Below are 21122 nucleotides of genomic sequence, written 5' to 3'. Positions count from 1 at the left end.
GCGCGCTGCGCCGTGACGGCCGCCCCGCCGACGGCGGCGAGCCCGAGGGGCAGCGCGGCAGCGACCGACAGCACGCCTGCCGCGAGCGCCGAGCCCGCCATCAGCGCTCACCTCTCTCGGAGGACCGCATCACAGTCCTCCGGCGAGAGCGCAGCTCGTCGCCTGCAGCGGCAGCCGGATGACCGATCCGATGGAGACGTCGGCACGGGCCGTGACACAGACCAGGTCTCCCGAGACGCCACTCGACATCGACGCCCCGGGAACCGCGCCCGCGACCGCACCGGACGCCCGTCCCACATCCTCTCCCCTGCCGAGCAGTCGCGCGGCATCGGCGGCCGAGTCCTGCAGCGCGACCTGCCGCGAGGCGGCTCCCAGCGCCCCGGCCCCGAGCAGAAGGGTGAGCACGACCGCGGGGAGTGCGAGCGCGAGCTCGGCGGCCACGGATCCGCGCTCGCGGTCTCCCCGGTCGCGCATCACGCCACCGTCAGCGCCCGGCGCACGAGGTCGGTGAGGATGCCGCGGACCTCGTCCGATCTCATGATGACGACGAGCAGCCCTGCGAACGCGACCGCCGCCATCGTCGTGATGGCGTACTCTGCCGTGGCCGCGCCGGTCTCGTCTGCGAAGAGCGATGCAGCTCGCCTGCCGGTCAGCGGAGGGATCGTGTTCCTTCGCGCGGTGTTGTTCATGGCATTCCTTCTTTCTCTGTGTGGCTCTCTCGGTGTGGATGCGCGGGCATCCGGTGGTCGGGGGTCGTCGGCGGAATCGCATCGGGTGGTGGTCGCTCAGAGCGGCAGGGGCGTCGAGGCCAGCACGCTCAGCAGCAGCGGCGCGACCCCGAGCAGCAGGAACGCCGGAAGGGTGCACACCCCGAGCGGGATGAGCAACTGGGTCGACAGCTTCGCGGCCCGCAGACGACCCTCGACCCGGGATCGATGTCTGTCCTGCGCCGCAGAGGCGCGAAGCAGTTCGGCCGCGGGCACACCCGCCGCCCGGGAGAGATCGAGCACCGACCGGATGCGCGTCGCATCGCCGTGCCGCGAGGCGGGGCTGTCGTCGACGAGGCGCAGAGCCCGCTCGACCGAGGCGCCGCCGGACAGCGCGACGGCCACGAGCTCGGCCTGCATGCCGGGGGTACCCGGCCTCGGTCGCGCCCGGCGCAGCAGCCGCGCCGTCCACAGGCGAGCGGCGACCACGAGCAGCATTCCCGCCACGACGCAGCCCGCACCGATCGGGTTGCCGATCACGACGGAGACCGTGTCGAACCCGAGGGCGAATCCGAGCAGCAGGCCGGCGAACGGCATCCACAGCAGCAGCCGCGCCGTGCCCGCGGGCTCGGCGAGCGCGATGCGCACGTCGTCGGCGGCCGAGGCGGCATCGCGAAGGGTCTCGGCGATCATGCGCAGCACCTCGGCGAGCGGCGCACCGACGGTGGTGGCCACCTCCCAGGCGGCCGCGAGGTCCTGCCACGCGCCACCCTCGGATTCGATCGCCGCGACCAGGGGCATCCCCTGCTCCACTCGATCGACGACAGCGGCGGCATGCTCGTCGCCCGTGTCTCCGAGATGGCGCCATGCCGTCAGCGGTACGGCCCCGGCCTGCAGCAGCACAGCGAGGGTCTGCACCGACGTCGCGGCATCGGCATCGCTGCCGTCAGCACTCCCGTTCGCGCGTCGTCGATGGCGACGCGCGCTCACCACGGCTGCACCTCCGCGATCGAGAGGCGGTCGCCCGTCAACCCGAACTCGCCGGCCTGCGCGATCCGCCGTCGCCCGTCAGGCGCGCGCTCGAGGTGCAGGACCACGGTGAAGGCGCTGACGACCTGGCGCGCGAGCGCCGCGGCATCCATTCCGGCGAGCGCGCCCAGCGCCTCCATCCGCGCCGGCACGTCGGCCAGGCCGCTCGCGTGCAGCGTTCCTGCTCCCCCGTCATGGCCCGTGTTGAGAGCCGTCAACAGCTCGCGCACCTCCTCGCCGCGACATTCACCCACCACGAGCCGATCGGGGCGCATACGCAGCGATTCGCGCACGAGGCGCGCCAGGCTGATGCCGCCGGCCCCCTCGAGATTCGACTGCCGTGCTTCGAGAGCCACATGGTGCGGATGCCGCGGTCTCAGCTCTGCGACGTCTTCGATCGTGACGATGCGCTCCGACGCCGGCGCGGCAGAGAGCAGAGCAGACAGCAGGGTGGTCTTCCCCGTGCCCGTGCCGCCCGTGATGAGGATGTTCGCGCGGTCGTGCACGAGCTGCAGGAGCCAGCTGTGACGACGGGCATCGAAGGTGCCGAGAGCGGCGAGCGCGTCGAGATCGGCGGCGCGCACCCGGGGAACTCTGATGGACAGCGCGCTGCCCCCTGTCGCCACCGGGGCGAGCACGGCGTGCACCCGGATGCCGGAATCGAGCCGTACGTCGACGCAGGGGGCCTGGTCGTCGAGGTGCCGTCCGCCGAGGCCGACCAGCGCGACGGCGAGATCGCGCACCTCGCGCTCGGAGGCAGTCCAGCCGGGCACCGCCTCGGTGCCGTGCCCGCGGTCGACGAAGAGCCCGTGCGCACCGTTGACGAAGATGTCGGTGACCTCGGGGTCGGCGCAGTGCTCGGCGAGCGGCCCGAAGGCCGGATCGATCGCGAGGGCGTCGGCGTCGACCGCCGGAGCGCCCTCCACGTGGGGTGCGGCCGCCCGCGGACGGATGACGAAGGATTCAGGCATGCCCCGACGGTAGGCGCGCGGCGCAGCGCATGACCGGTGTTCGGGTGTCGTCTCGCGCGGGCTGTGAGCAACCGGATCGCAGGTGCACACGTGCAGAGAGATCTGCGGAACAGGCACATTCCGACGGCGGTGCGCAGGGAGCGCTCCCAGACGAGGATGGGCGGCACCTCACGGGGGGAATGAGATGCCGCCCGCGGCGCACCCTTTCGGGGGATTCGGGCGCGCCAAGGCCGGAATGAGTATTCGGCTGACGTCGAGTGTACGCAAGGCGACCGTCCTGACAAAACCCGGAGGAGTACCGACTTTCGGCAGTATGCGACGTCGGCGGCCGAGACTAGATTCGCCGTGACCTGATCACGCCACCCCCGTGATCAGCCTGCACGACCTGCCATGCCGCAAAGGAGCGTCTGCCGATGAGCAGCCAGATCGATCATCTTCTCGATGAGACCCGCCAGTTCCCGCCCTCCGAGGAGTTCGTCGCCCAGTCGATCTCCTCCCCCGCGCTGTACGAGAGCGCGGCGGCCGACCGAGAGGCGTTCTGGGCCGAGCAGTCGCGCGACCTGCTCGAGTGGCACAAGCCGTTCACGCAGGTGCTCGACTGGTCGACGCCCCCGTTCGCGAAGTGGTTCGACGACGGCGAGCTGAACGTCGCCTACAACTGTCTCGACCGCCACGTCGAGGCCGGCAACGGCGATCGCGTCGCCCTGCACTGGGAAGGCGAGCCCGGCGACTCCCGCACCATCACCTATGCGGAGCTGACCGACGAGGTCAAGCGGGTCGCGAACGTGCTCGAGGACCTCGGAATCGGCCACGGCGACCGCGTCGCCATCTACCTGCCCATGATCCCCGAGGCCGTCGCCTCGATGCTCGCCGTCGCCCGTGTCGGAGCGATCCACTCGGTGGTGTTCGGCGGTTTCAGCGCCGACAGCCTCCGTTCGCGGATCGACGATGCCGGGGCCAAGCTCGTGATCACCGCCGACGGCGGGTATCGCAAGGGCCGCGTCTCGGCGCTCAAGCCGGCCGTCGACCAGGCGCTCGCCGACCGCGGCGACGGAGAGCAGCAGACCGTCGAGCACGTGCTGGTGGTGCGTCGCGGCGAGAACGAGGTCGAATGGAACGCCGAGCGCGACGTCTGGTGGCACGAAGCGGTGCCGAACGCCTCGTCCGAGCACACCGCCCGGGCGTTCCCCGCCGAGAACCCGCTCTTCATCCTCTACACCTCCGGAACGACGGGAAAGCCGAAGGGCATCCTGCACACTTCGGGCGGCTACCTGACCCAGGCCGCGTACTCGCACAAGTACGTGTTCGACCTGCACCCCGAGACCGATGTCTACTGGTGCACGGCCGACATCGGCTGGATCACCGGACACAGCTACGTCACGTACGGCCCGCTGGCGAACGGCGCGACCCAGGTGATCTACGAGGGCACACCCGACTCGCCGCACCCCGGACGCTGGTGGGAGATCATCGAGAAGTACAAGGTCTCGATCTTCTACACCGCGCCGACCGCGATCCGCTCCTTCATGAAGATCGGCCGCAGCGTGCCCGCGACGTTCGATCTGTCGTCGCTGCGTCTGCTCGGCTCGGTGGGCGAGCCCATCAACCCCGAGGCGTGGATCTGGTACCGCGACGTGATCGGCGCGGGGAAGACCCCGATCGTCGACACCTGGTGGCAGACCGAGACCGGCGCGATCATGGTCTCCGCGCTCCCCGGCGTGACCGCGACCAAGCCGGGCTCCGCCCAGGTGCCCCTGCCCGGGATCTCGATCGACGTGGTCGATGAGACGGGCACCGAGGTCGGCAACGGCAACGGCGGCCTGCTCGTGGTCACCGAGCCGTGGCCCAGCATGCTCCGCGGCATCTGGGGCGACCCCGAGCGGTACAAGGAGACGTACTGGGAGAAGTTCGAGCAGCAGGGGTACTACTTCGCGGGCGACGGCGCGCGACTCGACACGGACGGCGACCTCTGGCTGCTCGGACGCGTGGACGACGTGATGAACGTCTCGGGGCACCGCCTGTCGACGGCCGAGATCGAGTCTTCGCTGGTCGCGCACGAGGCGACGGCCGAGGCCGCTGTCGTCGGCGCGGCCGACGACACGACCGGCCAGGCGGTGGTGGCCTTCGTCATCATCAAGGAGAGCTACCTGTCGGCGCACGACCCGGCCGGGCTCGCTCAGCAGCTGCGTCAGTGGGTGGGTGAGCAGATCGGCGCGATCGCGCGTCCGCGCGACGTGTACATCGTGGGCGAGCTGCCCAAGACCCGCTCGGGCAAGATCATGCGCCGCCTGCTGCGCGACGTGGCCGAGGGTCGCGAGGTCGGTGACACCACGACCCTCGCCGACACGGCGGTCATGAGCATCATCTCGGCGCAGGTGAAGTAGGGCGCGCGGGACCGACGCAGAACGGCCCCTCCTGATTCCGGGAGGGGCCGTTCTGCACGACGGGGCTCAGGCGAGGATGAACGTGACCTCGACCTCGACCGGGCTGTCGAGCGGCAGCACCGGCACTCCGACCGCGGCACGGGCATGGCGTCCGGCATCGCCGAAGATCTCGCCGAGCACCAGGCTCGCGCCGTTGATGACGCCGGGCTGTCCGCTGAACTCGGGGACGGATGCCACGAAGCCGCCGACCCGCAGCACTCCGGCGATGTTGTCGACTCCGCCGGCGGCGTCGGCGGCCGCGGCGAGCGCGTTCAGAGCGCAGGTGCGCGCATAGGCGTTCGCGTCATCGGCAGAGACCTCGGCGCCGACCTTGCCGGTGGCCGGCAGCGCTCCGTCGGTGAACGGGAGCTGGCCCGAGGTGTAGACGAGTCCGGCGTGCACCACGGCGGGCACGTATGCCGCGACCGGCGCCGCGACGACGGGGAGATCGATGCCGAGCTCGGCCAGCCGCGCGGAGAGGCTCACGCCGCCCCTCCCTCGAACTGGCGCGACGCCTGCGCGGCGGCGGCGAGGCCGGCGTTGCCCGCGGCGTCGGCCGTCACCGGGCGCTTGAAGTAGGCGACGAGACCTCCTTCAGGGCCCTGCACGACCTGCACGAGCTCCCAGCCCTGCTTACCCCAGTTGTTGAGGATCGCGGCGGTGTTGTGGATGAGCAGCGGCGTGGTGAGGTATTCCCACGTGGTCATGGCACTCCTGTCTGGCGGCATCCGCGCCTCGCAGATGCGTCAAAGGCGGTATTCAGGGAACTCCCCTACGATCAAGCGTATGCCCCAAAAGAATCGCACGGTGAGTGGTGCGCTCGGCGGAGTCCTCGGGCTCGTCGGGCTGAGCGCCGTCGCCGGTCTCCTCGTCGCGGCCAGCGTCACCCCGGTCCTCGCCATGACCGGCATCGCAGGCTCGCAGGCGCTGACGATCTTCCAGGATCTCCCCGCGAACCTCCAGGTCAACCGCCCGATGGAACAGTCGACGATCGTCGCGACCGCATCGGACGGGTCCGAGGTCGAGCTCGCATCGTTCTACGAGCAGAACCGCATCCCGGTGACCTACGAGCAGATCAACCCCGTCGTCTACGACGCGATCCTCTCGAGTGAGGACAAGGACTACTTCAGCCACGGCGGTGTCAACGTGGGTGCGACGGCCAAGGCCCTCGTCGACAACCTTCGCGGCACCGACGACCGCGGCGCCTCGACCATCACGCAGCAGTACGTGAAGAACGTGCTGATCCAGGAGTGCGAGCAGGAGGCGGACCCCGCCTCGGGCACCTATGCCGATGACCTGCAGCAGTGCTGGCTCGACGCGACCAACGCCGAAGGAGCCAAGGGCGTCGAGCGCAAGCTGCAGGAGATGCGCTTCGCGCTGCAGGTCGAGAAGGAGTACTCGAAGAACGACATCCTTCTCGGTTACCTCAACATCGCGAACTTCGGCGGCACGGTCTACGGCATCGAGTCGGCGGCGAACTACTACTTCTCGACCACCGCGGCGAACCTGACCCTCGCTCAGGCGGCCACGATCGCCGGCATGGTGCAGAACCCCAACCAGTACCGCATCGACCTGCCCCAGGGCACGTGGACGGACAAAGACGGCGTCGCGCACAACAGCGAGGCCGACGGCTACGCGGAGACGGCCGATCGCCGCCACTACGTCCTCGAACGCATGCTCGCGAACGGCAAGATCACGCAGGCGCAGTACGACGAGGCGGATGCCTCGCCGATCGGCCCGGCGATCAGCCAGCCCACCCAGGGATGCGCCTCGGCGGTCAACATCGCCCGCAGCGCGTACTTCTGCGAGTACGTCAAGTCGATCGTGCTCACGGACCCGGCGTTCGGTGAGACCGAGGAAGACCGCCGCGACCTGCTTCGTCAGGGCGGCCTCAAGATCTACTCGACGATGAACATCGACATCCAGAACGCCGCCGCGGCGGAGATGCTCGAGACGGTTCCCGCCAACTACGACAACCAGTACTTCGGGGCGGCGGGTGTCTCACTCGAGACGCAGAGCGGTCGAGTGCTCGCGATCACCCAGAACACGAACTTCAGCGAGACGATCCAGGGCGACCAGGCCTACAGCGCCCTCGTCTTCGCGACCGACAAGGCGCACGGTGGATCGAACGGCTTCTCGGTCGGCTCGACCTACAAGCTGTTCACGCTGATCGACTGGCTCGAGAACGGGCACTCGGTGCGGGAGACGCTCAATGCGAACAACCGCGTGTTCACCAAGTTCAAGTGCGGCGATGACGGCATCACGAACCGCACGAAGATCCAGAACTTCGGCAATCAGGGCGGCTACACCGGCAATGTCCTGAAGTTCACCGCCGACTCGCTGAACAGCGGCTACCTCGCGATGGCGGAGAAGCTCGATCTCTGCGAGATCAACGGGGTCGCCGACCGCATGGGTGTGACTCTGTCGAACGGCGGCAAGACCACCGATGACACCCCGGTGCCGTACGACATCCTCGGCTCCAAGTACATCTCGCCTCTCGCCATGGCCGGCGCCTACGCGACGGTCGCCAACAAGGGCATCTACTGCGAGCCGCGCGCGATCGACCGCGTGCTGGACGCGAACGGCAACGAGCTCCCGATCCCCGAGCCGAAGTGCTCGCAGGTGATCTCGCCCGAGGTCGCGGCGACCGCGGCGTTCGCGCTGCAGGGCGTCATGAACGGCGGCGGAACGGGAAACCGGGCGAACACGAACGACGGAACCCCGCTGATCGGCAAGACCGGAACCCACGAGTCGTGGGGAACCATGATGATCGAGTCCAGCACCAACGTCACCACCTCGGTGTGGGTCGGCCGGTCCACCGGAACCGCGAGCATCCTCCGCCAGAGCTGGGGAGGCACCGACCTGAACGCGATGCGCTACACGCTCGCCAGGACGATGCAGCGCGCCGCGAACGACCTCTACGGTGGCGAGGCGTTCCCGCCGCCGGACAACAACCTCAGCCGTCAGATCCTCACCGACGTCCCGAACGTCGTCGGCATGACCGTGGATGCCGCGACGCAAGCGCTGCGTGATCGGGGCTTCCAGGTCACCGTGGGCGCACCGGTCGACGGCCCCGAGGGCGACGTCATCGTCGCGCAGGACCCGGCCGGCCAGGCGGCGAACGGCGCAACGGTGACGATCTCGCCGAGCAACGGTCAGGCCGCCACCGTGCCCGACATCACAGGGCAGTCGAAATCGAACGCGCAGAACGCGCTCTTCGGAGCCGGCTTCTCGTCGATCTCGTTCGACAACTCGTGCAACCCGCCGGGATCCACCGTCGAGAGCACGAACCCGGCTGCGAACACGGCGACGAACAAGAGCACGTCGATCACGGTCACCTGCAAGTGACCGCTCGCACAGCACACCCGGCCCTCATCGCGCTCGGCGCGGTGGGGGCCGTCGGTGCGGCGGCAGCGGTCTGGGGCATCGGCATCGAGCGCTACCTGTTCACGGTGCGCGAGGCGACGGCGGCGGCGCTGGCCCCCGGCTCCGCTCCGATCCGGGTCCTGCACATCTCCGACGCGCACATGGCACCCTGGCAGCACCGCAAACAGGACTGGCTGGCCTCGCTCGCGCAGCTGAAGCCGGACCTCGTCGTCAACACCGGAGACAACCTCGGGCACCGCGACGGACTCGAGGGCATCCGTCGGGCGTTCGATCCGCTCGCCGGGATCCCCGGGGTGTTCGTGCACGGCTCGAACGACGTCGCAGAGCCCTCGCCCCGCAATCCGTTCCGGTACTTCATGGGGCCCTCGAAGAGGCATCAGTCCGTCTCGACCCTCGACACCGACGCGATGGACTCGTACTTCACCGACGAGCTCGGCTGGTCGACGCTGAACAACACCGCGGCGCGCCTGACGGTCGCCGGCAATCAGGTCGACTTCTTCGGCGTGAGCGACGCTCATCGTGACTGGGACCGCCTGGAAGACCTCCCTGCGGCGATCGCGGAACTCGGCCCGCGCGAGGCTCGTACCTCGGTACTCGGCGTGACGCATGCGCCCTACCAGCGCGTGCTCGACGGCTTCATCGGTCTCGGCGCCGAGGCGATCTTCGGCGGGCACACGCATGGTGGGCAGGTCTGCCTGCCCGGCTACGGCGCCCTCGTCGCGAACTGCGACATCCCGCTGAAGCAGGCGAAGGGCCTCAGCACCTGGACCGCAGACGGCCGCACCGTGCCGCTCAACGTCAGCGCCGGATGCGGTCACTCGATCTACGCCCCGGTGCGCTTCGCGTGCCGCCCCGAGGCGACTCTGCTCACGCTGACACCGCGGGACTGAGTCTCGATTCGCTGTTTGACCCTCGTCTCTTGTAGACTCGGAGGGTTGCAAAACGGGGTGTGGCGCAGCTTGGTAGCGCGCTTCGTTCGGGACGAAGAGGTCGCAGGTTCAAATCCTGTCACCCCGACCAGTGACACACGAAGGCCGCCCTCACGGGCGGCCTTCTCTGTAGCGGCGGGCTGCATCGGCATCCGCCCCGTATCTTGGGAACATCATGACTTCGCCTGCCCTCGTCGCCTTCGACCTCGATGACACGCTCGCTCCCTCGAAGGGCGCCATCAGCCCCCGCATCGCCGCCCAGCTGCTCGCACTGCTGCGCAGCGTCGACGTCGCGATCATCTCGGGCGGCAACGAGCAGCAGTTCCGCTCGCAGGTCATCGCGCAGCTGACGGATGCCGATTCCGCCGCCGTCGCCCGCCTGCACCTGCTGCCGACCTGCGGCACGCGCTACCTGCGGCACGACGGCTCCGACTTCGTCCCCCTCTACGCCCACGACCTCAGCGACGACGAGAAGTCCTCGGCGCTCACCGCCCTGCGCGAGGAGGCCGAGCGTCTGGGGCTGTGGGAGGCCGAGCCGTGGGGTGAGATCCTCGAAGACCGCGGCTCGCAGATCACGTTCTCGGCACTCGGGCAGAAGGCCCCGCGCGACGCCAAGCACGACTGGGACCCGACGGGTGCCAAGCGCGAGGCTTTGAGGGATGCCGTGGCGGCTCGCCTGCCCGGGCTCGAGGTGCGCTCGGGCGGCTCGACGTCGATCGACATCACGCGGGCCGGCATCGACAAGGCCTACGGCATGCGAGAGCTCGCGGAGCGCACCGGCATCCCGCTGGCATCGATGCTCTTCTACGGCGATCGCCTCGACGAGGGCGGCAACGACTACCCCGTGCGGGCCATCGGTGTGCCGTCCGTGGCCGTCGAGGGCTGGGAAGACACCGCCGACAAGCTCGACGACCTGCTCAAGACGCTCTGAGATCCTCGGCGATCGCGCGGGCGGTCGCGCCGACAGACGGTGCCGACAGACAGGCCGGCCGGCAGCGCCGGGCGGTGATGCTCGCCCCACGCGCGCCCGCGCCCTAGCATGGCGTCATGGAGCCCCTGCAGATCGTCATCGTGACCGCAGCCGTGGCGAGTGCGGCGTGCTGGATACTGTCGCTGATCACTCGCGACACCTCCTGGGTCGACCGGGCCTGGTCGATCGTCCCGGTCGTCTATGTGTGGATCTTCGCCGCCGGCGCCCTCGCGAGCGGTGAGGATGCCGCTCGGCTCGTGCTCATGGCGCTGCTCGTCACCGCCTGGGGCGCGCGGCTGACGTTCAACTTCGCCCGCAAGGGCGGGTACACCGGCATGGAGGATTATCGCTGGGCCATCCTGCGCGGCCGTATGCGGCCCTGGCAGTTCCAGCTGTTCAACCTGCTCTTCATCGTGGGCTACCAGATGACGCTGCTCGTGCTCATCACCCTGCCCGCCGAGGTCGCTCTGCAGCATCCGGCCCCCCTGACCGCCGCGGATGCCGTGTTCGCCGCCGTGTTCCTCGCGCTGCTCGTCGGCGAGACCGTCGCGGATCAGCAGCAGTGGGAGTTCCACCGTCGTAAGAAGGCCGCCGGCGGCACCCTCTCCCCCGGGTTCGCGACCCAGGGGCTGTTCCGCTACAGCCGCCACCCCAACTTCTTCTTCGAGCAGTCGCAGTGGTGGGCGCTCTACGCGATCGGCGCGACGGCCGCAGTGGCCTCGGGCGCCGGTGTCGTGGGCGGAGCGCTGAACATCACGATCGTCGGCCCGGTGCTGCTCAGCATCCTCTTCATCGGCTCGACGATCTTCACCGAGTCGATCACGGCTGCCAAGTACCCGGCGTACTCGGAGTATCGCCGGACGACCTCGATGCTGGTGCCGTGGCCGCCGCGGACTCGACGGGCCGTCGAGTCCGCGGCGTGAACGTCAGCCGACGACGACGTCGGACGCCGCCCGCGTGACGGGGACGAGTCGGGTGAGCTGGGTCACGTGCGCAGGCTCGAGCTCGGCCAGAGAGGCCACGCCGAGCAGGCGCATCGTGCGCTCGATCTCGGTGCGCAGGATCTCGATCGTGCGGTCGACGCCGGCACGCCCGCCCGCCATCAGCCCGTACAGGTACGCACGACCGATGAGCGTGAAGTCGGCGCCGAGCGCCACCGCCGCGACGATGTCGGCGCCGTTCATGATGCCGGTGTCGATCATGACGGTGAAGTCGTCGCCCACGGCCTTGCGCACCTCGGGCAGCAGGTGGAACGGGATCGGCGCGCGGTCGAGCTGACGCCCACCGTGGTTCGACAGCACGATGCCGTCGACACCCGCGTCACGCAGCCGCACCGAGTCCTCGACGTTCTGCACCCCCTTGATGACGATCTTGCCGGGCCAGATGTCGCGGATCACGGCGAGATCGTCGTAGCTGATCGTCGGGTCCATGGCCGCGTCGAGGAGCTCGCCGACCGTGCCTCCCGTGGTGCTCAGCGACGCGAACTCGAGCTTCGGCGTCGTGAGGAAGTCATACCACCACCACGGCCGCGGGATCGCGTTGATGATCGTGCCGAGCGTCAGCTGCGGCGGGATGCTGAAGCCGTTGCGCTTGTCGCGCAGGCGAGCGCCGGCGACCGGGGTGTCGACCGTGAACTGCAGAGTGTCGAACCCGGCAGCGGCGGCGCGGCGGGTGAGTTCGTAGGAGATCTCCCGGTCGCGCATGACGTACAGCTGGAACCAGTTGCGCCCGTGCGGGTTGGCGGCCTTCACGCCCTCGATCGAGGTCGTGCCGAGCGTCGACAGGGTGAACGGGATGCCGGCAGCGGCAGCGGCACCGGCACCGGCGACCTCACCCTCGGTCTGCATCAGCCGGGTGAAGCCGGTCGGCGCGATGCCGAACGGCAGCGCGGAGGGGCCGCCGAGGATGTCGACCGAGGTGTCGACGTCGGGGGCGGGCCGGAGGATGCCGGGGTGGAACTCGACGTCCTGGAACGCCTGGCGGGCGCGCGTGAGCGACAGCTCACCCTCGGCGGCGCCGTCGGTGTAGTCGAACGCCGCCTTCGGCGTGCGGCGCTTGGCGATCGTGCGCAGGTCGTCGATGGTGAGCGCGCCGTCGAGGCGACGCTTCTTACCGTCGAGCTGCGGCTTCTTGAACTGCATGAGCTCGAGGAGCTCGACGGGGTTGGGGAGCTGGCGCTGGACCATGGCTGTCCTTTCAGTCGGTCGTTCGTGGAGAACGGGCACCCTGTTGCAGGCTCAGGGACCCGGTTCGTTCGTAGTAGCCGGTGATGTGCGCGCGGACGAGCGCGCGAGCGGCATCCGCATCGCCCGCATCGATCGCACCGACGATGGCCCGGTGCTCGGCACGCAGACCGTCGGCCATCGACGCCCAATCGGCGACGGCCGCAGCGCCCTCCTGCACATAGGACTCGATGGCGGTGCGGAGTCCTGCCATCATCGCCGCGACCACGGTGTTGCCGCTGGAGTCGGCGAGGGCGAGATGCAGCTCGGCGTCGAGCGCGAGGAATTCCGCCGGCGTCAGCCCCTCGACGTCCATCGCATCGAGCACGCGGTGAGCCGCCGTCAGGTCTCGCTCTGCTCGACCGGCGAGCGTCGCGGCGACCGCGTCCTCGAGGAGCAGACGGGTCTGCACGACGTCTTCGAGCGGGAAGCCGCGAGCGGCCACCTGGAGCCTCAGGAGCGTCGACATGCCTCCGGTGGGCGTCGAGATCACGATCGCGCCGGACTGCGGCCCCGATCCCGTGGACGTGCGGATCAGGCCCATGACCTCGAGCACCCGCAGCGCCTCGCGGACGCTCGACCGGCCGACGCCGAGATCGGCCGACAGGTCGCGTTCGGAGGGGAGCCTGTCCCCCGGCCCGATGCGCCCGTCGAGCAGGTCGCGCTCGATATGCTCGAGCACGAGACGCCACGCGCGTGCCGGCTGCTCGGGCATCCGCTCTCCTCGTCGCGTTCGGATCCGGCGCGGACGTTCGACGCGCCTGTGGTCTGACCACAGTAGCGCGTGTGGTCAGACCACGCAATCCCGGCACGACGGAACGGCCGCACGGTGGCGACGGCGAGGGCCGGGGCGGCGCGGGCGGGGTGTGTCGAGGGCGGTGGGCCTAGCCCAGGCGTCCGCCGGACTCCTGCAGATAGCAGGCGCCGCAGAGCGACTCGTAGGTCGTCAGTTCGGGTGCGACAGTGCCGTCGGCCCCTTCGTCTATGGCGACCTGGTCGCCGTCGAACACGAAGCGGCCGCCGACGACCCGACCGTTGAACACGGCTTTGCGCCCGCAGCGGCAGATGGTCTTGAGCTCTTCGAGCGAGTGCGCGATCGCGAGCAACCGGGCCGACCCGGGGAAGGCGTGCGTGAGGAAGTCGTTGCGGATGCCGTACGCGAGCACCGGGATGCCGTCTTCGATCGCGATGCGGAACAGGTCATCGACCTGCGGCGCCGTCAGGAACTGCGCCTCGTCGATGAGCAGGCACGCGATGTCCGAATCGCGGCTGTGCGCGGCGAAGAGCGACCGCGCGTCGTCGTCCGCCCCGATGAGGAAGTCGACGTCCCGGGTCATGCCGAGCCTGCTGTCGATCTGCGATGCGCCCTTGGTGTCGATCGCGGGCTTCGCGAGCAGCACGTGCTGGCCGCGCTCCTCGTAGTTGTACGCCGCCTGCAGCAGCGAGGTGGACTTTCCGGAGTTCATCGCTCCGTAGCGGAAGTAGAGCTTCGCCACCGGCGCGTTACTCGTTGATACCCAGCGTGGCGGCCGTGGCCGCCGTGGACTTCTCGGCGAGAGCGGCATCGGTGTTGAGGGACTTGCCGAACGTCGGGATCAGCTCGCGCAGCTCGGGCTCCCAGCCCGGGTACTGCTCGGGGAAGCACTTCTTGAGCAGGTCGAGCATGATCGGCACAGCCGTGGACGCTCCCGGGGACGCGCCGAGCAGACCCGCGATCGAGCCGTCAGCCGCAGCGACGACCTCGGTGCCGAACTGCAGGACGCCGCCCTTCTTCGCATCCTTCTTCATGACCTGAGCACGCTGCCCGGCGTTGATGAGGGTCCAGTCCTCGTCCTTCGCGGTGGGCATGAACGTACGCAGACTGTCGACCTTCTTGCCGTGGTTCTTGAGCAGCTCGCCGACCAGGTACGTGATGAGGTCGGGATTCGCGAACGCGACGCGCAGCATGGGCCACAGGTTGTGCGGGCGCACCTGGGTCACGAGGTCGAGCATCGACCCGTTCTTGAGGAACTTGGGGCTGAACGTCGCGAACGGCCCGAACATGAGCGAGGCCTCGCCGTCGACCACACGGGTGTCGAGGTGCGGCACCGACATGGGAGGGGCGCCGACCGACGCCTGCGAGTAGACCTTGGCCTTGTGCTGGGCGACGATCTTCGGGTCGGAGGTCTTGAGGAACTGTCCGCCGATCGGGAAGACGCCGTAGCCCTTGATCTCGGGGATGCCCGACCGCTGCAGCAGCTTGAGCGCCCAGCCGCCGGCACCGACGAAGACGAAACGCGCCTTGATCTCGTTGGGGGTGCGGCCGACCGTGGTGCGGTACTTGACCAGCCAGCCGTCCTTCTGCTTCTTCAGCGAGCGCACCTCGTGGTTGGTGCGCAACGCGACGCCCGACGAGGTCAGGTGATCGAAGAGCTGGTGGGTCAGCGCGCCGAAGTCGACGTCGGTGCCGGCGGGCACGCGGGTCGCGGCGAACGGCTCGCCCTTGCGACGCTGCTGCATGAGAAGCGGCGCCCAGGTGTTGATGACGCGCGAGTCCTCGCTGTACTCGATGCCGTCGAAGAGGGGCTGCTTCTTGAGCACCTCGTAGCGGTCCTTGAGGTACGCGACGTCCTTCTCACCGCGCACGAACGTCATGTGCGGCGTGGCATTGATGAACGTCGACGGCTCGTCGAGCACTCCCCGGTCGACGAGCGACGACCAGAACTGACGGCTCTGCTGGAACTGCTCGTTGATCGAGACGGCCTTTGCCGGGTCGAGCGGCGCGCCCTTCTGCTGCGGCATGTAGTTCAGCTCGCAGAGTGCCGCATGACCCGTTCCCGCGTTGTTCCAGGGGTTCGAGGATTCCTGCGCCACATCGGAGAGTCGCTCGAATGCGACGATCTTCCAATCCGGCTGCAGTTCGTGCAGCAGAGTACCCAGGGTGGCGCTCATGATGCCACCACCGATCAAGACGACATCGACGTTTTCGGTCACCGGAACAGTCTAGTTCGAGGTCACGACACGACCGACCACGGGGACCGGCCCGATCAGACCGGTTCCGCATCGCGGAGATGCGCTCCGGCTATGACGCGAGGCGCTCGGCGAGGATCTCCGCGATCTGCACGGCGTTGAGTGCGGCGCCCTTGCGCAGGTTGTCGTTGCTGATGAACAGCACGAGGCCCTTGTTCTCGGGAGCGGACTGGTCGGCGCGGATGCGACCCACGAAGCTCGGGTCCTTGCCGGCGGCCTGGAGCGGGGTCGGCACCTCGTCGAGGACCACGCCAGGAGCGATGCTGAGCACCTCGGTCGCGCGCTCCGGAGTGATGTCGCGGGCGAACTCGACGTTGATCGAGAGAGAGTGACCGGTGAAGACGGGGACGCGCACGCACGTGCCCGCGACACGGAGGTCAGGGAGCTCGAGGATCTTGCGGCTCTCGTTGCGGAGCTTCTTCTCCTCGTCGGTCTCGTTCTGGCCGTCGTCGACGAGGTTGCCGGCGAAGGGGATCACGTCGAACGCGATCGGGGCGACGTACTTCTCGGGCGCCGGGAAGTCGATCGACGAGCCGTCGTGCACGAGGCGCAGGGTGTCGCCCTGGGCGAGAACGCCCTCGACCTGGCCCAGCAGCTCCTGCGCGCCGGCGAGTCCGGAGCCGGAGACGGCCTGGTAGGTCGAGACGATGAGACGCTCGAGGCCTGCCTCGGCGTCGAGCGCCTTGAGCACCGGCATCGCGGCCATGGTCGTGCAGTTCGGGTTCGCGATGATGCCGCGAGGGCGGTCATCGATCGCGTGCGGGTTGACCTCGCTGACGACGAGAGGGACCTCGGGGTCGTTGCGCCACGCGCTGGAGTTGTCGACGACGACCGCTCCGGCCTCGGCGAACCGCGGCGCATACGCGCGGCTCGCGGTCGCACCGGCCGAGAAGAGAGCGATGTCGATGCCGGCCGCATCCGCGGACTCGACGTCTTCGACGATGACGGTCGCGCCGCCGAACTCGATCGCGGTGCCCGCGGAGCGCGCCGAGGAGAACAGGCGCAGCTCGCGGATCGGGAAGGACCTCTCGGCGAGAATCTCGCGCATGACGGTGCCCACCTGGCCGGTGGCGCCCACGATGGCGACGGAGAGTCCTGAGTCGGAGATGCGGGTCATGATGTTCCTTGGCGTCGTGCAGTAGTGCAAGAGAGGCTTCGGGCGCGGCGTCGGGATGCGGATGCCGCGCCTGGCGCCGATGTCAGGGTTTCGGTGAGTCTATCGCGCCGCCCGGTGGTCGGAGACCGGTCGGACCGTCAGCAGGGCGAGGCGAGACCGGCCGTCCGTACGGAGGTCAGCGGCCGGTGCCGGCGTGGACGGTCGCGTCGCTCTCGCCGTCGAGACCGTAGGCCGAGTGCACGGTGCGTGCGGCCTCGGCGAGGTCGGTGTCGCGCAGCACGACCGAGATGCGGATCTCGGAGGTCGAGATCATCTCGATGTTGATGCCACCGGCCGACAGCGCCTCGAAGAGGATCGCCGAGACGCCCGAGTGCGTGCGCATTCCGGCGCCGACGACCGAGAGCTTGCCGATCTGGTCGTCGTGCACCAGGTTCTCGAAGCCCACCTCGGACTGCTCGGCCGCGAGCGCCTTGAGGGCCGCGGCGGCATCCGCCTTGGGCACCGTGAACGAGATGTCGGTGCGACCCGTCGAGGCTGCCGACACGTTCTGCACGATCATGTCGACGTTCGCGCCGGACTTCGCGACGATCTTGAAGATCTCGGCGGCCTTGCCCGGCACATCGGGCACACCGGCGACGGTGATCTTGGCCTGGCCGAAGTCGGTGGCGACACCGGCGACGATCGGTTCTTCCATGGCTGCTGCTCCCTCTGCTTCGCGGGGGTTCTTCATGCCCTCGCCCAGAACGTAGGTGCCCTCGGACGACGAGAACGTCGAACGGGCGTGGATGAGGACGCCGTGTCGGCGTGCGTACTCGACGGCGCGGATGTAGAGCACCTTGGCGCCGTTCGCGGCGAGTTCGAGCATCTCCTCGCTGGAGATGTGATCGAGCTTCTGCGCCTTGGGGATGACGCGCGGGTCGGAGGTGAAGATGCCGTCGACGTCGCTGTAGATCTCGCAGACGTCTGCGCCGAGCGCGGCCGCGAGGGCGACAGCGGTCGTGTCGGAGCCGCCACGACCGAGCGTCGTGATGTCGCGGGTGTCGCGGTTGAACCCCTGGAACCCGGCGACGATGACGATCGCGCCCTCGTCGAGCGCCTCGCGCAGCCGCACAGGGGTCACATCGACGATGCGCGCCGCACCGTGGTGCGAGTCGGTGATCATGCCCGCCTGGCTGCCCGTGAACGAGCGCGCCTCGAAGCCCATCGAGTGGATCGCCATGGCGAGCAGCGCCATCGAGATGCGCTCACCGCTCGAGAGCAGCATGTCGAGCTCACGTGGAGCGGGGATCGGCGCGACCTCGTTCGCGAGGTCGAGCAGCTCGTCGGTCGTGTCGCCCATGGCGCTCACGGCGACGACGACGTCGTGCCCTGCGCGACGCGTGTCGACGATGCGCTTGGCGACGCGCTTGATGCTCTCTGCGTCGGCGACAGACGAGCCGCCGTACTTCTGCACGATGAGGGCCACGTTCACTCCCTGGGATGTCGGGCGGATCCGCCCACGCTCATTCTACGATCGCCGCGTATGCCTCACGTCGCATGTGACGGGACGCCACCCGCGCGGGTACGGCTTGGGAGCCGCGCACAGGCCGCCCCGATGGCCGGGCGGATGCCCGGGCGTGGCGGCCGCGGCATCCGAAGCCGTGCTCGACAGTCGAGAGCGACTGGTTCCGGGGGCGATTCAGAGGGCAGGCGGGATCGGGAGAGGAGAGGGAGCGGATGCCGGTGGGCGCAGGCGCCCTCCCGTGGCGGCGAACCAGCATCCGACGATGATGAGCGGGAATCCGATCAGCAGTCCCGGGGTGAGCGGCTCGGCGAGCACGAGCGCGCCGAGGAGGATCGCGACGACGGGATTGACGTAGGTGAACAGCGGGGCGCGGACCGGGCCGACCTCGCGGATCAGCGCGAAGAACGCGAGGAACGCGACAGCCGTGCAGATCACGGCGAGGGCGACGAGCGCGGCGAGCGACGGAACGGTCGGGACCTCATGCTGTGTGAGCAGACCGATCGGCAGGTAGATGACGCCGATCATGAGCAGCGACAGGGTGATCGTGCCCAGCGACGGCACCTCGGCGAGCTTGCGGGCGACGATGAACGGCGCGATCGCGTAGAGGATCGCGACGAGCAGCACCTCTCCCGCGGCGAGCAGGCTGACCTCGCCGCCGAACAGTCCGGGTCCGGCGACGACGATCGCGACGCCGAGGAATCCGACCAGCAGGCCGATCGCCCTGGCGGGGCGCAGTACGGCCCGATCGCCACCGCCCAGAGCGATGAGAGCGGCGAACAGGGGCACGGTGGCGACGAGCAGACCGGTCATGCCGGACGGCAGCGTCATCTCCGCGTGCCCGAGCAGCACGAAGGGTCCGGCCATCTCGATCGCGCCGAAGGCGAGCACCCAGGGCCACATCGTCAGCGCCTGGCGCAATGCGCCTCCGCGGATCGCGAACGGCAGCAGCAGGAGGGCGGCGATCAGAGTGCGTCCGGCGACGATCGCGGGCGGTGAGATCGACTCGACCGCCACGCTGATGAACAGGTACGGCACTCCCCACAGGAGCGCCATGGCACCGAACAGAAGCCAGCCGCGACGCGAGAAGCCGGCCTGTGCGCTCACAACACGCGCCGGCCCTCGAACGCCCGACCGAGCGTGACCTCGTCGGCGTACTCGAGGTCGCCGCCGACAGGCAGGCCGGAGGCGAGTCGCGACACGGTGATCTGCATGGTGGTCAGCAGGCGGCTGAGGTAGCTGGCGGTGGCTTCGCCCTCGAGATTCGGGTTCGTCGCCAGGATGACCTCCTGCACCGTGCCGTCGGCCAGACGCGTCATGAGCTGAGCGATGCGCAGGTCGTCGGGTCCGATGCCGGCGATCGGACTGATCGCCCCGCCGAGCACGTGGTACAGGCCGCGGAACTCGCGGGTGCGCTCGATGGCGGCCACGTCCTTCGCGTCTTCGACCACGCAGATCAGCGTCGCGTTGCGGCGCGGGTCTCGGCAGATGGCGCAGCGCTCCTGCTCGGCGACGTTGCCGCAGATCTCGCAGAAGCGCACCCGCACACGGATCTCGACGAGCAGCTCGGAGAGACGCGCGACGTCGAACGTCGGCGTCTGCAGGATGTGGAACGCGATGCGCTGAGCGGACTTCGGCCCGATGCCGGGCAGACGGCCGAACTCGTCGATCAGTTCCTGGACGATGCCGTCATACATCAGGAGAACCTCGTCGGGGGCTCGTAGGGCTCTTCGCGCAGGAATGTCGCGCCGAGCACCTGTCGGATCACGGCCTCACCGTAGCGCTGCACTCCCCCGGCCGGGGTGCGCTCGGTGATGGTCGGCGCGGCGGGTGCCGCCTTCTTCGTCGGAGCCGCCGCGGGTGCGGGTCGGCCGGATGCGGATGCCGGTCGGCCGGATGCGGATGCGGATGCAGGAGCCGGCTCGTACGCGGGGTCGTACGGCGGCTCGTCGTCGTAGTACGGCGGCTCGTCGTCGGGCGGGTACGGCGGCTCGTCACGGTCGATCGGGGCCTGACCGGGCGGCGCGGAGGGTGCGGATGCGGTCGGCGTAGCAGCGACCGGCGGTGTCGCGCTCGGCGATGTCGCGCTCGGCGATGTCGCGCTCGGCGATGCGACCGTCGCCGCAGCTGCCGGTGCCGATGCGGGCGCCGACGTCGGCGCCGGGACGGGTTCGATCGACGCCGGGATCGGAGCCACCGCCCACTCGGTCACGGACGCCGGGGAGGCGCTGCGGGTCTGTGGTCGGGGCGAACCCGCTGACGCAGGCTCCGATGCGGGAGCGTCGGCGGCCGGAGCGCCGGCCGAGGGCGACGACGGCTGTCGCGGCGCCCCTCCGGCGGGCATGGGCGCGGGACGGTACTTGACCTTGACGCCGACCTCGTGCTCGATGGCCATCCGCAGATGGTCGGACGGCCCGGCCCCCGGTGTCGTGCCCTTGAACTTCGCGACGTCGTGCTGGCTCGTGAAGCCGAGCGTCAGCACCTCGGACTCGGTGTCGTACGCGAGCGGCTGGACGGCGGTCGCCAGCAGCCACGAGGTGCGGCTGAGCCCTTCGAGACGCTTGAGGACGCCCGGCCAGGACGACGTGATGCGCTCGAAGGTGACCGGCCCGGCGGGAGGGGCGGGGGACGGTGCGTCGGACTCGGCCATCGCCGCGGCGACCTCGACCGCCTCGGCGACATCCGCGGCCACCAGGCCCGGGGAGTCGGTCGGGACCGACTCTGCCGCGATGTCGGTGCTCTCGGGAGCAGACGCGGCCTCGGCGGGAGCGGAGGCCGCCGTCGGTGCGGCCACCGGCTCAGCGGCCGGCGCGGCTGCGGAGGGCTCAGCTGCGGACGGCGCGGCTGCGGACGGCGCGGC

19 protein-coding genes, 1 tRNA gene and 1 pseudogene are annotated in these 21122 nt (G+C 69.5%); 6 read left to right on the top strand and 15 right to left on the bottom strand.

The window, feature by feature from the left end:
* Window positions 1–129: 129 nt before the first annotated feature.
* From HWD99_RS18220 to HWD99_RS18205, 4 genes are all read right to left on the bottom strand, one after another.
* Window positions 130–474: a TadE family type IV pilus minor pilin gene (locus HWD99_RS18220; RefSeq protein ID WP_241797608.1), complete on the bottom strand. Its 345-nt coding sequence runs from the start codon at window positions 472–474 to the stop codon at window positions 130–132.
* Complete coding sequence (locus HWD99_RS18215; RefSeq protein ID WP_241797607.1) at window positions 474–689, bottom strand: DUF4244 domain-containing protein; 216 nt, start codon at window positions 687–689, stop codon at window positions 474–476. The genes HWD99_RS18220 and HWD99_RS18215 overlap by 1 nt, the downstream gene beginning before the upstream one ends.
* 96 nt (window positions 690–785) lie before the next feature.
* Window positions 786–1697, bottom strand: a complete 912-nt coding sequence (locus HWD99_RS18210) for a type II secretion system F family protein (RefSeq protein WP_241797606.1) — start codon at window positions 1695–1697, stop codon at window positions 786–788.
* Window positions 1694–2707, bottom strand: coding sequence for a TadA family conjugal transfer-associated ATPase (locus HWD99_RS18205; protein WP_241797605.1), 1014 nt, complete (start codon window positions 2705–2707; stop codon window positions 1694–1696). The genes HWD99_RS18210 and HWD99_RS18205 overlap by 4 nt, the downstream gene beginning before the upstream one ends.
* Before the next feature lie 413 nt (window positions 2708–3120).
* Here HWD99_RS18205 and acs point away from each other — a divergent pair, with 413 nt between their 5' ends.
* Window positions 3121–5088 (top strand): acetate--CoA ligase, encoded by a 1968-nt coding sequence (acs, locus tag HWD99_RS18200; protein WP_241797604.1) that lies wholly within the window; start codon window positions 3121–3123, stop codon window positions 5086–5088.
* Between the two features lie 66 nt (window positions 5089–5154).
* Here the strand turns inward: acs and HWD99_RS18195 are convergent, their stop codons facing one another.
* Together HWD99_RS18195 and HWD99_RS18190 are read right to left on the bottom strand one after the other, a co-directional pair.
* The gene (locus HWD99_RS18195; RefSeq protein ID WP_241797603.1) at window positions 5155–5613 is read right to left on the bottom strand and encodes a RidA family protein; all 459 of its coding nucleotides are present in this window, start codon (window positions 5611–5613) and stop codon (window positions 5155–5157) included.
* Window positions 5610–5834 (bottom strand): DUF4177 domain-containing protein, encoded by a 225-nt coding sequence (locus HWD99_RS18190; RefSeq protein ID WP_241797602.1) that lies wholly within the window; start codon window positions 5832–5834, stop codon window positions 5610–5612. Before HWD99_RS18190 ends, HWD99_RS18195 begins: the two co-directional genes overlap by 4 nt.
* A gap of 79 nt (window positions 5835–5913) precedes the next feature.
* On the opposite strand from HWD99_RS18190, the gene HWD99_RS18185 reads away from it, so the two are divergent.
* From HWD99_RS18185 to HWD99_RS18165, 5 genes are all read left to right on the top strand, one after another.
* Window positions 5914–8475: a penicillin-binding protein gene (locus HWD99_RS18185; protein ID WP_241797601.1), complete on the top strand. Its 2562-nt coding sequence runs from the start codon at window positions 5914–5916 to the stop codon at window positions 8473–8475.
* Window positions 8472–9404, top strand: coding sequence for a metallophosphoesterase (locus HWD99_RS18180; protein ID WP_241797600.1), 933 nt, complete (start codon window positions 8472–8474; stop codon window positions 9402–9404). The genes HWD99_RS18185 and HWD99_RS18180 overlap by 4 nt, the downstream gene beginning before the upstream one ends.
* Window positions 9405–9457: 53 nt before the next feature.
* Window positions 9458–9534, top strand: a tRNA-Pro gene (locus tag HWD99_RS18175).
* An 84-nt stretch (window positions 9535–9618) separates the two neighbouring features.
* Window positions 9619–10374: an HAD-IIB family hydrolase gene (locus HWD99_RS18170; RefSeq protein WP_241797599.1), complete on the top strand. Its 756-nt coding sequence runs from the start codon at window positions 9619–9621 to the stop codon at window positions 10372–10374.
* A gap of 116 nt (window positions 10375–10490) precedes the next feature.
* The gene (locus HWD99_RS18165) at window positions 10491–11336 is read left to right on the top strand and encodes a DUF1295 domain-containing protein (RefSeq protein ID WP_241797598.1); all 846 of its coding nucleotides are present in this window, start codon (window positions 10491–10493) and stop codon (window positions 11334–11336) included.
* A 3-nt stretch (window positions 11337–11339) separates the two neighbouring features.
* On the opposite strand, the gene HWD99_RS18160 is transcribed toward HWD99_RS18165, so the two are convergent.
* The 9 genes and pseudogenes from HWD99_RS18160 to HWD99_RS18120 form a co-directional block, all read right to left on the bottom strand.
* Window positions 11340–12599 carry an alpha-hydroxy acid oxidase gene (locus tag HWD99_RS18160; RefSeq protein WP_241797597.1) on the bottom strand — a complete coding sequence of 420 codons (1260 nt, stop codon included), beginning with the start codon at window positions 12597–12599 and terminating at the stop codon, window positions 11340–11342.
* 10 nt (window positions 12600–12609) lie between these two features.
* Window positions 12610–13350 carry a FadR/GntR family transcriptional regulator gene (locus HWD99_RS18155; RefSeq protein WP_241797596.1) on the bottom strand — a complete coding sequence of 247 codons (741 nt, stop codon included), beginning with the start codon at window positions 13348–13350 and terminating at the stop codon, window positions 12610–12612.
* A 169-nt stretch (window positions 13351–13519) separates the two neighbouring features.
* Window positions 13520–14131 carry a thymidine kinase gene (locus HWD99_RS18150; RefSeq protein ID WP_241797595.1) on the bottom strand — a complete coding sequence of 204 codons (612 nt, stop codon included), beginning with the start codon at window positions 14129–14131 and terminating at the stop codon, window positions 13520–13522.
* A gap of 7 nt (window positions 14132–14138) precedes the next feature.
* Window positions 14139–15608, bottom strand: coding sequence for a malate:quinone oxidoreductase (locus tag HWD99_RS18145; protein WP_308220748.1), 1470 nt, complete (start codon window positions 15606–15608; stop codon window positions 14139–14141).
* An 88-nt stretch (window positions 15609–15696) separates the two neighbouring features.
* The gene (locus HWD99_RS18140) at window positions 15697–16761 is read right to left on the bottom strand and encodes an aspartate-semialdehyde dehydrogenase (RefSeq protein ID WP_241797594.1); all 1065 of its coding nucleotides are present in this window, start codon (window positions 16759–16761) and stop codon (window positions 15697–15699) included.
* 175 nt (window positions 16762–16936) lie between these two features.
* Window positions 16937–18226 carry an aspartate kinase gene (locus HWD99_RS18135; RefSeq protein ID WP_241797593.1) on the bottom strand — a complete coding sequence of 430 codons (1290 nt, stop codon included), beginning with the start codon at window positions 18224–18226 and terminating at the stop codon, window positions 16937–16939.
* Between the two features lie 213 nt (window positions 18227–18439).
* Window positions 18440–19369: a DMT family transporter gene (locus HWD99_RS18130; protein ID WP_241797592.1), complete on the bottom strand. Its 930-nt coding sequence runs from the start codon at window positions 19367–19369 to the stop codon at window positions 18440–18442.
* The gene (gene recR, locus HWD99_RS18125) at window positions 19366–19959 is read right to left on the bottom strand and encodes a recombination mediator RecR (protein WP_241797591.1); all 594 of its coding nucleotides are present in this window, start codon (window positions 19957–19959) and stop codon (window positions 19366–19368) included. Before recR ends, HWD99_RS18130 begins: the two co-directional genes overlap by 4 nt.
* A pseudogene (locus HWD99_RS18120) lies at window positions 19959–21122 on the bottom strand (DNA polymerase III subunit gamma and tau); the annotation flags it as partial. The pseudogene HWD99_RS18120 and the gene recR, both read right to left, overlap by 1 nt.

Source organism: Microbacterium sp. C5A9 (assembly GCF_022627955.1).
Lineage (GTDB): Bacteria > Actinomycetota > Actinomycetes > Actinomycetales > Microbacteriaceae > Microbacterium.
Note: the sequence above shows the minus strand (reverse complement) of the source record. Positions and strands in the feature narration are given on the sequence as shown.